Annotated in this window: 11 protein-coding genes; 5 read left to right on the top strand and 6 right to left on the bottom strand. The window is 60.9% G+C overall.

Features of this window, described 5'->3' with window-relative positions:
• Positions 1-145: 145 nt before the first annotated feature.
• On the top strand, positions 146-1,228 hold the full coding sequence (gene sfnG, locus L6D63_RS03605; RefSeq protein WP_121185367.1) for a dimethylsulfone monooxygenase SfnG: 1,083 nt from the start codon (positions 146-148) through the stop codon (positions 1,226-1,228).
• 122 nt (positions 1,229-1,350) lie between these two features.
• Here sfnG and L6D63_RS03600 read toward each other — a convergent pair whose 3' ends face one another.
• The gene (locus L6D63_RS03600) at positions 1,351-1,830 is read right to left on the bottom strand and encodes a nuclear transport factor 2 family protein (RefSeq protein WP_047294316.1); all 480 of its coding nucleotides are present in this window, start codon (positions 1,828-1,830) and stop codon (positions 1,351-1,353) included.
• Between the two features lie 56 nt (positions 1,831-1,886).
• Entirely contained in the window at positions 1,887-2,450 is a 564-nt protein-coding gene (locus tag L6D63_RS03595; RefSeq protein WP_131670388.1) for a TetR/AcrR family transcriptional regulator, read from the bottom strand.
• A 204-nt stretch (positions 2,451-2,654) separates the two neighbouring features.
• Between L6D63_RS03595 and pssA the strand changes: the two genes are divergently transcribed.
• On the top strand, positions 2,655-3,998 hold the full coding sequence (pssA, locus tag L6D63_RS03590) for a CDP-diacylglycerol--serine O-phosphatidyltransferase (protein ID WP_047294318.1): 1,344 nt from the start codon (positions 2,655-2,657) through the stop codon (positions 3,996-3,998).
• Between the two features lie 109 nt (positions 3,999-4,107).
• On the opposite strand, the gene efeO (L6D63_RS03585) is transcribed toward pssA, so the two are convergent.
• From efeO (L6D63_RS03585) to efeU, 4 genes are read right to left on the bottom strand one after another with little or no spacing between them, the layout of a single operon-like run.
• Positions 4,108-4,932, bottom strand: coding sequence for an iron uptake system protein EfeO (gene efeO, locus L6D63_RS03585; RefSeq protein ID WP_131670389.1), 825 nt, complete (start codon positions 4,930-4,932; stop codon positions 4,108-4,110).
• A 25-nt stretch (positions 4,933-4,957) separates the two neighbouring features.
• Positions 4,958-6,256 carry an iron uptake transporter deferrochelatase/peroxidase subunit gene (gene efeB, locus L6D63_RS03580; RefSeq protein WP_131670390.1) on the bottom strand — a complete coding sequence of 433 codons (1,299 nt, stop codon included), beginning with the start codon at positions 6,254-6,256 and terminating at the stop codon, positions 4,958-4,960.
• Positions 6,257-6,273: 17 nt separating this feature from the next.
• The gene (gene efeO / locus L6D63_RS03575; protein ID WP_131670391.1) at positions 6,274-7,473 is read right to left on the bottom strand and encodes an iron uptake system protein EfeO; all 1,200 of its coding nucleotides are present in this window, start codon (positions 7,471-7,473) and stop codon (positions 6,274-6,276) included.
• A gap of 8 nt (positions 7,474-7,481) precedes the next feature.
• Positions 7,482-8,336 (bottom strand): iron uptake transporter permease EfeU, encoded by an 855-nt coding sequence (gene efeU / locus L6D63_RS03570; protein WP_131670392.1) that lies wholly within the window; start codon positions 8,334-8,336, stop codon positions 7,482-7,484.
• Between the two features lie 288 nt (positions 8,337-8,624).
• Between efeU and L6D63_RS03565 the strand changes: the two genes are divergently transcribed.
• The 3 genes from L6D63_RS03565 to L6D63_RS03555 all read left to right on the top strand — a co-directional run bounded on the left by L6D63_RS03565 (position 8,625) and on the right by L6D63_RS03555 (position 12,328).
• Positions 8,625-9,641 (top strand): AraC family transcriptional regulator, encoded by a 1,017-nt coding sequence (locus L6D63_RS03565; protein ID WP_131670393.1) that lies wholly within the window; start codon positions 8,625-8,627, stop codon positions 9,639-9,641.
• A gap of 245 nt (positions 9,642-9,886) precedes the next feature.
• Positions 9,887-11,551, top strand: a complete 1,665-nt coding sequence (locus L6D63_RS03560) for an AMP-binding protein (protein WP_131670394.1) — start codon at positions 9,887-9,889, stop codon at positions 11,549-11,551.
• Between the two features lie 15 nt (positions 11,552-11,566).
• Positions 11,567-12,328: an SDR family NAD(P)-dependent oxidoreductase gene (locus L6D63_RS03555; RefSeq protein WP_131670395.1), complete on the top strand. Its 762-nt coding sequence runs from the start codon at positions 11,567-11,569 to the stop codon at positions 12,326-12,328.
• Positions 12,329-12,334: the final 6 nt, after the last annotated feature.

Below are 12,334 nucleotides of genomic sequence, written 5' to 3'. Positions count from 1 at the left end.
GTTGCCTACCCAACACCTCGACGACAAATTACCCTCCAAGAATGCAACACCATCAGCCCCAAGCCCAACAAAACCGGGCATTTCAACCCTGGCACGCTTGCTGCTCTATCCCCCACATCTCCGCAAATATCCCGAGGACACGCCAATGAGCAAGCAAGCCGTGAAATTCGCCTACTGGGTGCCGAACGTCAGTGGCGGCCTGGTGGTCAGCAAGATCGAGCAGCGCACCGACTGGGGCATCGACTACAACCGCAAACTGGCGCAACTCGCCGAAGCGGCGGGGTTCGAGTATGCCCTGACGCAGATCCGCTTTACCGCCGGTTACGGTGCCGAGTTCCAGCATGAATCGGTGGCGTTCAGTCATGCGCTGCTGGCAGCTACCACCAGGCTCAAGGTGATCGCGGCGATTCTGCCGGGGCCTTGGCAACCGGCGCTGGCAGCCAAGCAACTGGCGACCATCGATCAACTCACCAACGGCCGGATTGCGGTCAATATCGTCAGCGGTTGGTTCAAGGGCGAATTCCAGGCCATCGGCGAACATTGGCTGGAACACGACGAGCGCTACCGGCGTTCCGAGGAATTCATCCGCTCGCTGCGCGGGATCTGGAGCCAGGACAACTTCACTTTTCGCGGCGACTTCTACCGTTTCGACAATTACAGCCTCAAACCGAAACCGCTGGGCCGCCCGGAAATCTTCCAGGGTGGCAGTTCCCGTGCGGCAAGGGACATGGCGGCGCGGGTTTCGGACTGGTATTTCACCAACGGCAACAGCGTCGAAGGGATCAAGGCGCAGGTCGATGACATCCGGGCCAAAGCGGCGGCAAACAATCATTCGGTGAAAATCGGCGTCAACGCTTTTGTCATCGCCCGCGACACCGAAGAAGAGGCCCGAGCTGTACTGGCGCAGATCATCGACCAGGCCGACCCGGAAGCGGTGAATGCTTTCGGTGACGCGGCGAAGCAGGCGGGCAGGGCGTCGCCGGAAGGTGAGGGCAACTGGGCGAAATCGACGTTCGAGGATCTGGTGCAATACAACGATGGCTTCAAGACCAACCTGGTCGGCACGCCACAGCAGATTGCCGAGCGGATTGTGGCGCTGAAAGCGGTGGGGGTGGATCTGGTGTTGGCGGGGTTTCTGCACTTTCAGGAGGAGGTGGAGTATTTCGGCAAGCGTGTGTTGCCGTTGGTGCGCGAACTGGAGGCTGAAAAGACTGCCGCCGTCGCCTGACCACTACAAAACCAATGTGGGAGCGAGCTTGCTCGCGAAAGCGGTTTGTCAGTTACATGAGTATTGACTGACACAACGCCTTCGCGAGCAAGCTCGCTCCCACATTTTCGATCTACATGAACTCAGAGACCGAGATCGGAGAGCCCCGGATGATCATCCGGACGCCGACCCAGCGGCCAATGGAACTTGCGTTCACTTTCCTTGATCGGCATGTCGTTGATGCAGGCATAGCGCTGGAACATCAGGCCGTGCTCATCGAACTCCCAGTTTTCATTGCCGTAGGAACGGAACCAGTTGCCCGAATCGTCGCGCCATTCATAGGCGTAGCGCACGGCAATCCGCGTATCCGAATAGGCCCAGAGTTCCTTGATCAGGCGATAATCGAGTTCCTTGGCCCATTTACGGGTCAGGAACGCCTTGGCTTCTTCACGGTTGTTGGCGAACTCGGCGCGGTTGCGCCATTTCGTGTCGAGTGTGTAGGCCAGCGACACCTTCTCGGGGTCGCGGGAGTTCCAGCCATCTTCGGCCAGTCGAACTTTTTCGATGGCCGATTCATGGTTGAACGGCGGTAAAGGCGGACGCACTTGGGCAGCAGTCGACATTGTCAGTCTCCCGATCTAATAAACGATTAAACAACGGTTCAGGCTTATTTAAGGCGTTACAGGTCCAATAACTTACGCGCCATGCATTGCGCATTATCAGCGGCACTGTGATCACCCATCACAAGCGCTACGGTAATGGCGCCGTCAATCAGGATCAGCAACTGCCTGGCCAGACGTTGCGGATCTTCGACGCCATGTTCGGTACACAGCTCGCACAGGTAGTCGAGCAGCTTCTGTTTGTGGTCTTTGGCGACCTGGCGCACCGGGTCTTCGGGGTCACCGGTCTCGCCACTGGTATTGATGAAGGCGCAGCCGCGGAAGCCTTCCGAGGCGAACCAGCCTTTGAGCACGGTAAACAGGTTCAGCAGGCGGTCGGCCGGGGTTTCGGCCTGATCGACAGCGCTGCGGTACCAGTGCATCCAGCGCACGTCGCGGCGTTGCAGGGCGGCGACGGTCAGCTCCTCCTTGTTGGCGAAGTAGCGGTAAATGCTTTTTCTGGAGACGCCGGCGGTTTTCACCAGAAGATCCATGCCGGTGGCTGCAATGCCACTTTTGTAGATCAACTTTTCGGTGACATCCAGAATGATGTCGCGGGTTGAGGTGTCATTGATTTCGTTCATGTGGCAAACAGTAGAACGATCGTTCTCCTTTCGCAAGCTATTTTTAAGATCAAAAGATCGCAGCCTTCGGCAGCTCCTACACTGATCCCTGTTGGAGCTGCCGAAGGCTGCGATCTTTTGATCTCTTTACAGACACTCACAAGACCCGAACCGGTTGATGGTGTAAGCTCTCGGGTTCTTCGGATTCGACCCATTGCGAGCCCTATGCCGTTGCTTTTCAAACGCTCTTTGCTGCCCAAACTGCGCAGCTTTCCGCTGACTGCCGAGGCCGTGACGATTCTGTCCGGCGCCGCCGAGTTCCGTCGTTGCCTGCTGGAGAAAATCGCCGAGGCGACCCGGCGCATCTACATCGTTGCGCTGTATCTGCAGCACGACGAGGCCGGTCAGGAAATCCTCGATGCCTTGCACGCCGCCAAGCTCAAGCGCCCGGAGCTGGAGATCGTCGTGGTGGTCGACTGGCTGCGCGCCCAGCGCGGGTTGATCGGTGCCGGCAAGCAGCCGGGCAACTCGGCGTGGTATCAGGAAATGACCCGCACGCATCAGAGTGAAGTGCCGGTCTACGGCGTCCCGGTGCAGACCCGCGAACTGTTTGGCGTCTTGCACCTGAAAGGCTTCGTGATCGACGACTGTGTGGTTTACAGCGGTGCGAGCCTGAACAACGTCTACCTGCACAAGTTCGACAAGTACCGTTTCGACCGCTACCACGTACTGCACAGCCGCGAACTGGCAGACTCGATGCACCATCTGGTCAAGCACGGTCTGATCGAATCCAAGGCTGTGCATCGCCTCGACCTGCCGAACCTGCCAACTACCCGCAGCCTGCGCAACGACATCGGCGACCTGCGCAGCCGTCTCAAATACGCGGCGTACGACACCAGCGCCGGCAGTACAGCGCATAGCGGCCTGTCGGTGAGTCCGCTGCTGGGCGTGGGCAAGAACAACCCGTTGAACCGGGTGATTGTCGAGCTGATCGCCAGTGCGCAACAGCAACTGACGATTTGCACCCCGTACTTCAATCTGCCGCTGCCGATCATCCGCGAGATCAACCGCGCGCTGGCCCGTGGGGTGAAGATCGACATCGTGGTCGGCGACAAAACCGCCAACGATTTCTACATTCCGCCGAGCGAGCCGTTCAAGGTGATTGCGGCGCTGCCGTACCTGTACGAAATCAGCCTGCGCCGCTTCGCCAAGCGTCATCAGCGCAACATCGACAGCGGCCAGTTGAACCTGCACCTGTGGCGTGACGGCGACAACAGTTACCACCTCAAGGGCATGTGGGTGGATCAGCGCTATACGCTGCTGACCGGCAACAACCTCAACCCGCGGGCGTTTCGTCTCGACCTGGAAAACGCGCTGCTGATCGATGATCCGCAAGGCGAGTGGCTTGAGCCACGGGCGAAGGAGCAGGCAGAGATCTTCCGCAACACCACACGGATTGCCAGCTTCCAGAACCTTGAGACTCTGCCGGAGTATCCGGCGGGAGTGGCGAAGTTTCTCAAGCGGGTGAGCCGGGTGCGGATTGAGCGGTTGCTGTACCGGATTTTGTAACCGTTAAAAGCAAAAGATCGCAGCCTCCGGCAGCTCCTACATTGGGTATGTGAACACCCTGTAGGAGCTGCCGAAGGCTGCGATCTTTTTTACTGGCGACTCAGATCCGTCAGTTAAGACCCAACTTGCCACGCAACGTGGACAGGTCTTCCGCCAACGTATTGACCGGCCCGACCAGTGCCTTGCGATCGTTGTCCTTCACCTTGTCATACGTCTCGAAACCACCGTCCTTGGTCTTGTACTTGGCGAGGATCTTGTCGACGGTGGCAAAGTTCTTGTCGACTTTGGCAACGAACGCCTTGTCCTGCTTTTCGATCTGCGGACGGAACAGGTCGACGATCTTCTTAGCGCCGTCGATGTTGCCCTGGAAATCGTACAGGTCGGTGTGGCTGTAGCGATCTTCTTCACCGGAGATCTTGGTCGCGGCCACTTCCTCCAACAGCGCGGCCGCACCGCCGACGACTTTCTCCGGCGGGAAGGTCAGGCCGGCGACGCGGGTCTGCAGGTCTTTCACGTCGCTGTCCAGCTTGTCAGCCAGCGCCGTCAGGCCTTCGGTGCTCTTCTCCGAGAACAGCGAATATTCGAGGCGATGGAAACCGGTGAAATCTTCAGCCTTCACGCCTTTTTCGTGGTCGTCGACGCGCGAGTCGATGGACGCATCAAGGTCACTGAACAGCTCGGCAATCGGTTCGATCGACTCGTAGTAGACGCGGGTCGGCGCGTAGAACTTTTGCGCGGTGGGCAGATCGCCTTTCTTCACCGCATCGGTGAACTGCTTGGTGTGGCTGCCCAGTTCATCCAGTTGCTCGGAGACGTAGATCTTGTAGTCCGACACCGGGCCGACCAGATCCAGCGGCGCTGTTGCGGCGAACGCCGACAGCGGGGTGTTGAGCAAACCGAGGGTCAGCAATAACGCGAGTGGCGACTTTTTCATGGAGCGGCTCCGAGGTTTTTTATGGTTAGGCAGCTGTTTTGGGTTGGGTGGCGTCAAGCAGCGAGCGACCGATGAAGTCCTTGTCGCCGGTGACACCCGGAAGGGTGAAGAAGTAACCGCCGCCGACCGGTTTGAGGTACTCCTCAAGCGGCTCGCCGTTGAGCCGGGTCTGCACGGTGATGAAGCCTTTTTCCAGATCGGCCTGGTAGCAAATGAACAGCAGGCCCATGTCGAGCTGGCCGTTCTTGTTCACGCCGTTGGAGTAGTTGAACGGCCGACGCAGGATCAGGTTGGCCTGGCTCGCGGCGGTGCGCGGGTTGGCCAGGCGAATGTGCGCGTCGAGCTTGGTCAGCTTGCCTTGCGGGTCTTTGCTGTAATCCGGGACCTCGGTTTCATGGTGGGCGCCCATCGGCGCGCCCGTGGTCTTGACCCGACCGATGATGCTTTCCTGTTCCTGCAACGGCGTCCGGTCCCAGCGCTCGACGAAGTTACGGATGATCCGCACCGCTTGATAGCTGCCGTGGGTCGCCCAGGCCGGCTCATCGCTGCCCGGTTGCACCCAGACAATCTGGTCCATCGCCTTGGCATCGTTGGAGTCGGGGTTGGCCGAGCCGTCACGGAAACCGAGGAAGTTACGCGCCGATTGCGCCGGCACCCCCGGTTTGACCGGGGCTTGCGGCGGCACGCTGCCTTCCTGTTTCCAGCGCACCAGCAGCAGATCCGGCAGGTTTTTGACGATGTCGCGCAGGGCGTGAATGTTGGTGTCGGCGGTGTTCGAGCAGAACTGCAGACTCAAGTCGCCGTGGCAGCACTCGGCCTCCAGCGCATCGTTGGGGAAGCCGACCATGCGTTGCAGGCGCTTCGGTTTGGCGGCGGCCAGACCGAAGCGTTCGTCGAACAGCGATTCGCCGACCGAGACGGTGATGGTCAGGTTGTCCGGGGTCACGATCGGGCCAAGGATGCCGGAATCCGGCGGTGGCAGTTTCGGATCGACCTGTGCCACCGGGCCGCCCTTCATCAGGAACGCGATGCGCTCGTTGAGGGTGCGGAACAGCCGCTCAAGGTCTTGGCGATCGCTGGCCAGTACGTCGAACGAAACCAGCATGCCGGACGCCGGGCGCGGGGTGACGATCCCGGTCTGGTGCACACCGTGGAAATCGTGGCGGTCTTCGGTCTTGTCGCTGCTCGGCGCTTCGGTGACTTGCGCCGGGGATGCAGCCATCGCCGGGCAACTCAGGGCCGATCCGGCCAGGGCGACGCCGGCGACACCCATGCCCATCAGCAGGCGGCGACGTTGCAGATCGAGGTTTTGCAAATCTTTCATCGGTATTCGTCTTCTGCTTACAGGCCGGAGAGGCCGAGGGCGGGATCGATGCCATCCAGAGCGTCAGCCAGGGCCTGAGCCTTGTCGGCGATCTGTTTGCGTTGTGCGCCACTGACCGTGTCGTAAGTGGCGTAGCCGTCCTTGGCCTTGAAGCTGTTCAGTACGCTGTCGAAATCACTCAGCGCCGCGTCGATTTTCGGCAGCAGCTCCGGCGCCGACTTGCTCAGCATCGGCCGCAGCAGCTCGACCACTTTGTGTGCGGTTTCAAGGTTGCTGGCGAAGCCATTGAGATCGGCGTGGCTGTAGCGTTCCTCTTCACCGCTGGCGGCGCGCACGTCGGCCAGGGTGTTGAGGTTGCGCACCACGATGCTCACCAATTGCTCCGGCGGCAGCGATTGGGCCAGCAGTTGCTGTTTGAGCGTGGTGACGTCGGCCAGCAGGCGCTCGGCGACCGGGTTCAAGCCGTCGAGGCTGCGTTGCTGGAACAGCGCATATTCGACCCGGTGGAAGCCGACGAACGCCGGATCCTGCTCACGTTTTTCGAAGTAATCGGCGCGGGCATTGATGCTGTTGTCCAGCTCCGCCAGCCGTTGCGCGGCAGGGGCCAGACGCTGATAAGCCGCACGCGCCGGCAGGTACAGCGCTTGTGCCTGAGCCAGGTCGCCGCTGGCAATTGCCTGATTCAGCGCGGTCACGGCTTTGATCAGCGCGCTGCCCTGAGTCGCCAGATACACGCGGAACTCCGACAAAGGCCCGACGAAAGCGACCATCGACGGTTTGGCCTTGGCGGCAGCGTCGGAGGCGGCGGTCGGCGTTACGTGCAACACGCCACGCGGATTGCTCAGCAGACCGCACGTGATCGCGTAGTCGCCGGGTTGCAGGTTGGCGTTGATCACCTGGCTCAGGCCCGGGGCGATGTTTTCGCGCTCTTCGATCACCAGCACGCCGTCGAGGATTTCCCATTCCACCGCCCGCTCGGAGCGGTTGACGATGCGGAAACTGGCGCGGCCGGCGGGCACCGTCAGCTCGTTCGGATCGCAGCTGTGGGCGTTGATGTTGACCACCACTTCGTCGTGGTTGTGCTGGCGCTTGGCGGCGGCCATTTTCGAGGCGTAGTAGAACAAGCCACCGGCGGCGATCATCACGACCACCGAGCCGGCCACCGCCCAGCGCAAGGCGCGGGGAGGCGAGGCCTGAGGAGTATTAGGCGTTGACATAGGTGCCCTTATTGGCTGGAAACGGAAGACGATTTGCCGGCTGTGTCTGCGCTTGAGGCCGGCGCGGCGGGGTAGAAGAACATCACCAGCGCCACCACCAGATAGATCAGGTACGCACCGAGGGTGCTGACGGTCGGCGCATCCTGATAACCGAACATGCCGGCCAGCACCGAGCCCAGCGGGCCGTCCATCGGCAGCGTCGCGCTGAAATCAAACAGCACGCTTTGCAGGTGATTCCACACACCGGCTTCATGCAGGGCTTGCACCGAGTTGGCGAGGATTCCGGCGGCGACCACCAGAATGAACAACCCGGTCCACTTGAAGAACGCCGACAGGTTCAGGCGCATGCTGCCGCTGTAGATCAGGAAACCGACGACGATTGCCAGCACCAGGCCGAGCAGGGCACCGATCGGCGCGCCCGGGCCTTCGCTCTGCTGGAACACGGCGAGCAGGAAGAACACGGTTTCCAGGCCTTCGCGAGCCACGGCGAAGAACACCATGGCGATCAGCGCGATCACCTGATGCTTTGACGAGGTCAGGGCGTGATCCAGCGAGGCCTGTAATGAATGCTTGATCGAACGTGCGACCTTGCGCATCCAGAACACCATCGAACTGAGGATGCCCACCGCGACCAGTCCGACAATGCCTTCGAACAATTCCTGCTGTTTCTGCGGGAATTCGGCACTGACCAGTTCCAGGCCGCCGCCGACCAGCAACGCCAGCGCAGCGGCGAGGAAGACGCCGATCCACACCGCCGGCATCCATTGGCCACGACCGGTCTGTTGCAGGTAGCTGGCGATGATGCCAACGATCAGCGCGGCTTCAATGCCTTCGCGCAGCATGATCAGAAAGGGAACGAGCATTCAGGCAACCACGAGCGATTTAGATAGGTGGCTAAGTTGTAACATAATGACACTCATTCCCAAATGGGGATGGTTGACATTTACCTGAACATTCGCTGAACGGCATGTTTTTCGTCCCCCGCACAGCCCCCCTGTAGGAGCTGCCGCAGGCTGCGATCTTTTGATCTTGTTTTTAAAAATCAAAGTCAAAAGATCGCAGCCTTCGGCAGCTCCTACAGGGTTTTCGGTGAATCGGATGACTGGGGTAAGATGCCCGTCACCCGAAAACCACAAGGTCTGCCTCGCTCCATGTCGGAAAAAGACACCATCGCCGTGCAGCTGGTGCGTGAAGCGCTGCTGCAAAGTTGTGCCCCGGGCGTGGCCACGGATGAAGCCTTGAACAAGGTCGGGATTGCGCCCGCCCTGCTGCACAGCGAACAGGGCAGGGTGCCCGCCTCGCAATACGCCAGGCTCTGGCGTCTGCTGGCCCGGCGCGGCGATGACGAGTTCTTTGGCATGGATCCGCGCCGGCTCAGGTCCGGCAGCCTCGAATTCCTCTGCCGCAGTGCCATGGCGCAATCGACGCTGGCCGCCAGCCTGAACATGGGCCTGGGTTTTCTCTCGCTGATGCTGGAAAAAATGCCCGCGCAACTGGTGCATCAGCAGAGCCTGGCGGAAATCGTCCTGCTCGAAGACGACCCGCAACCGCGCCGCGCGTTCACCTATTTCACCTATTGGATGATCGTCCACGGCGTGGCCTGCTGGCTGGCGGGGCGGCGGATTCCGATTCTGGCGATCGAATTGCGCTGCGCCGAGCCGGATTTCTGCGACGACTATCGGGTGATGTTCTCGGAAAACCTGCGTTTCGAACGTCCGCGTACGCGGATGATTTTCGCCGCTGACTGCCTTGATCTGCCGATCAAGCGTACGGCCGAAGAACTGAAACGCTTTCTGGCCCATGCGCCGGCGAACATTCTGGTGAAGTACCGCGATCCTGAGAGCCTTGCCAGCCGGATCAAGCAGGACCTGCGGCAGTTGCCCGCCGAACATTGGCCGGAGACCGAGACGCTGGCGCAGCAACTGTGCATGTCCGCCTCGACCCTGCGCCGGCGTTTGTCCGAGGAAGGGCAGACCTATCAGGGTCTCAAGGACAGCGTGCGCAAGGAATTGGCGATCAGTTGGCTGGCGGAGCCGTCGATCAGCTTCGTCGAGATCGCCACGCGGCTGGGGTTTGCCGATGCGAGTTCGTTCTACAAGGCGTTTCGCAAGTGGTCGGGGTCCAATCCTGGGCATTACCGTACGTTGATCCTTAACGAAGCGGTCTGATTCAGAGCATCTGTCGCCTGGCCCACCGCCATCGCTGGCAAGCCAGCTCCCACAGAGTTTGCGCTAACCCTGTGGGAGCTGGCTTGCCAGCGATAGGGCCGGTCAAGGCAACACATCCTTGAAACATGGCCAAACCAGTCAGTCACTTTGATGGCTTTGACCATTGCCGCCTCCGCGCCGCAGCGCGACTATCCCTGTGTTGTTTACGGTTCCCAGCCTAATAAAAACACCGAGGGATTCTGGCAATGCGCGATTACTTGTCTGCCACCGAACAGTTCAACTATCAGCACACCGTGGACGCTGCGCTCAGCGGCACGCTGGAGGCGCTCAACGCCTGCGTCGAATGTTGCGACCGCCATGCCTTGCCGGGGCGCATCGCGCTGTTCTGGGAAGGCCGCGACGGCGCCAGTGCCACGTACACCTTCAGCGAACTGCAAGACAAAGCCGCGCGTTTCGCCAATTTCCTTCTCGAACAAGGCGTGCAAAAGGGCGACAAGGTCGCCGGCCTGCTGCCGCGCAACATCGAATTGCTCATCACCGTGTTCGCCACCTGGCGCATCGGCGCGGTGTATCAGCCGTTGTTCACCGCATTCGGCCCCAAGGCCATCGAGCATCGGCTGAACAGCTCCGACGCCAAAGTGGTGGTCACCGACGCGGTCAACCGGCCAAAACTCGCCGAAGTCATGGATTGCCCGACCATCGTCACCGTCGGCGGTGCCAAAGGTCAGGGCATCGTCCGTGGCGACTTCAGTTTCTGGGCCGAGCTGGCCAACTATTCCAGCGTTTGCGAACCGGTCCTGCTGACGGGTGACGATCCGTTCCTGCTGATGTTCACCTCGGGCACCACCGGCCCGTCGAAAGCGCTGTCGGTGCCGCTCAAGGCCATCGTCGCGTTCCAGAGCTACACCCGTGACGCGGTAGATCTGCGCCCTGAAGATGCGTTCTGGAACGTCGCCGATCCGGGCTGGGCCTACGGCATCTATTTCGGCGTCACCGGGCCGATGGCGATGGGGCATCCGATCACCTTTTACGATGGCCCGTTCACCCTCGAAAGCACCTGCCGGGTGATCAACAAATACGCCATCACCAACCTCACCGGTTCGCCGACCGCGTACCGCTTGCTGATTGCCGGTGGCAACGAGTTCGCCAAGTCGATCAAGGGCAAGCTGCGCATTGTCAGCAGCGCCGGCGAACCGCTGAATCCGGAAGTGATTCGCTGGTTCGCCGACAACCTCGATGTGGTGATTCACGACCATTACGGGCAGACCGAACTGGGCATGGTGCTGTGCAACCACCACGGTCTGCAGCATCCGATCCACCTCGGCGCCGCCGGTTTCGCCTCGCCGGGCCATCGCATCGTGGTGCTCGACGAAAATTACAACGAACTCGGCGTCGGCCAACCGGGCATCCTCGCCATCGACCGCACCCAGTCGCCGATGTGCTGGTTCGGCGGCTACGAGGGCGTGCCGACCAAAGCTTTCGTCGGCGATTACTACCTCAGCGGCGACACCGTGGAATGGAACCCGGACGGCAGTATCAGCTTCGTCGGGCGCAGTGATGACGTGATCACGACTTCCGGTTACCGCGTCGGCCCGTTCGACGTCGAAAGTGCGCTGATCGAACACCCGGCAGTGGTCGAAGCGGCCGTGGTCGGCAAGCCGGATCCGGAGCGTACCGAACTGGTCAAGGCCTTCGTCGTGCTCAACCCGCAATACCGCGCCGAACCGACGCTGGCCGAAGAATTGCGGCAACACGTGCGCAAGCGTTTGGCCGCGCATTCGTACCCGCGGGAAATCGAATTTGTCAGTGAGTTGCCGAAAACCCCAAGCGGCAAATTGCAGCGCTTTATCTTGCGCAACCAGGAAATCGCCAAGGCTCAAGAGGCCGCGGCGCACAACGTTTCAGCTTGAATCAGGAAGTCCGTCATGCAGATCGAGAACAAGGTTTTTATCGTCACCGGCGGCGCGTCCGGCCTGGGTGCCGCCACCGCCGAATTGCTGGTCAACGCGGGCGCCAAAGTGATGTTGGTGGACATGAATGCCGAAGCCGTCGCCGCGCAGGCCCAGCGCCTCGGCGCGCACAGCGTGGTGGCCGACATCAGCAATGAAGCCGCTGCCGAAGCGGCGGTGCAGGCAACGCTGAAAGCCTTTGGCAGCCTCAACGGTCTGGTCAACTGCGCCGGCATCGTCCGGGGCGAGAAGATTCTCGGCAAGAACGGCCCGCATGCGCTGTCGAGTTTTGCCCAAGTGATCAACGTCAATCTGATCGGCAGCTTCAACATGCTGCGACTGGCCGCAGCGGCCATTGCCGAAAGCGAAGCCAATGCCGATGGCGAGCGTGGGGTGATCATCAATACCGCCTCGGTCGCAGCGTTCGATGGCCAGATCGGCCAGGCGGCGTATTCTGCTTCCAAAGGCGCGATTGCCAGCCTGACCCTGCCGGCCGCGCGTGAACTGGCGCGTTTCGGCATCCGCGTGATGACCATCGCTCCGGGCATTTTCGAAACCCCGATGATGGCCGGCATGACCCCGGAAGTGCGCGAGTCGCTGGCCGCCGGCGTGCCGTTCCCGCCGCGCCTGGGCAAACCTGCCGAGTACGCCGCGCTGGTTCGGCATATCATCGAAAACAGCATGCTCAACGGTGAGGTGATCCGTCTCGACGGCGCCTTGCGCATGGCCGCCAAGTAAGGAGGA

This window comes from Pseudomonas parakoreensis (assembly GCF_021602155.1).
In the GTDB taxonomy this organism is placed as follows: domain Bacteria; phylum Pseudomonadota; class Gammaproteobacteria; order Pseudomonadales; family Pseudomonadaceae; genus Aquipseudomonas; species Aquipseudomonas parakoreensis.
Note: the sequence above shows the minus strand (reverse complement) of the source record. Positions and strands in the feature narration are given on the sequence as shown.

Coding starts and splice junctions, on each gene's coding strand:
- efeO (WP_131670391.1), bottom strand. CDS start 7,473: ATGTCAACGCCTAATACTCCTCAGGCCTCGCCTCCCCGCGCCTTGCGC.
- pssA (WP_047294318.1), top strand. CDS start 2,655: ATGCCGTTGCTTTTCAAACGCTCTTTGCTGCCCAAACTGCGCAGCTTT.
- efeB (WP_131670390.1), bottom strand. CDS start 6,256: ATGAAAGATTTGCAAAACCTCGATCTGCAACGTCGCCGCCTGCTGATG.
- L6D63_RS03560 (WP_131670394.1), top strand. CDS start 9,887: ATGCGCGATTACTTGTCTGCCACCGAACAGTTCAACTATCAGCACACC.
- L6D63_RS03595 (WP_131670388.1), bottom strand. CDS start 2,450: ATGAACGAAATCAATGACACCTCAACCCGCGACATCATTCTGGATGTC.
- L6D63_RS03600 (WP_047294316.1), bottom strand. CDS start 1,830: ATGTCGACTGCTGCCCAAGTGCGTCCGCCTTTACCGCCGTTCAACCAT.
- efeU (WP_131670392.1), bottom strand. CDS start 8,336: ATGCTCGTTCCCTTTCTGATCATGCTGCGCGAAGGCATTGAAGCCGCG.
- sfnG (WP_121185367.1), top strand. CDS start 146: ATGAGCAAGCAAGCCGTGAAATTCGCCTACTGGGTGCCGAACGTCAGT.
- L6D63_RS03565 (WP_131670393.1), top strand. CDS start 8,625: ATGTCGGAAAAAGACACCATCGCCGTGCAGCTGGTGCGTGAAGCGCTG.
- L6D63_RS03555 (WP_131670395.1), top strand. CDS start 11,567: ATGCAGATCGAGAACAAGGTTTTTATCGTCACCGGCGGCGCGTCCGGC.
- efeO (WP_131670389.1), bottom strand. CDS start 4,932: ATGAAAAAGTCGCCACTCGCGTTATTGCTGACCCTCGGTTTGCTCAAC.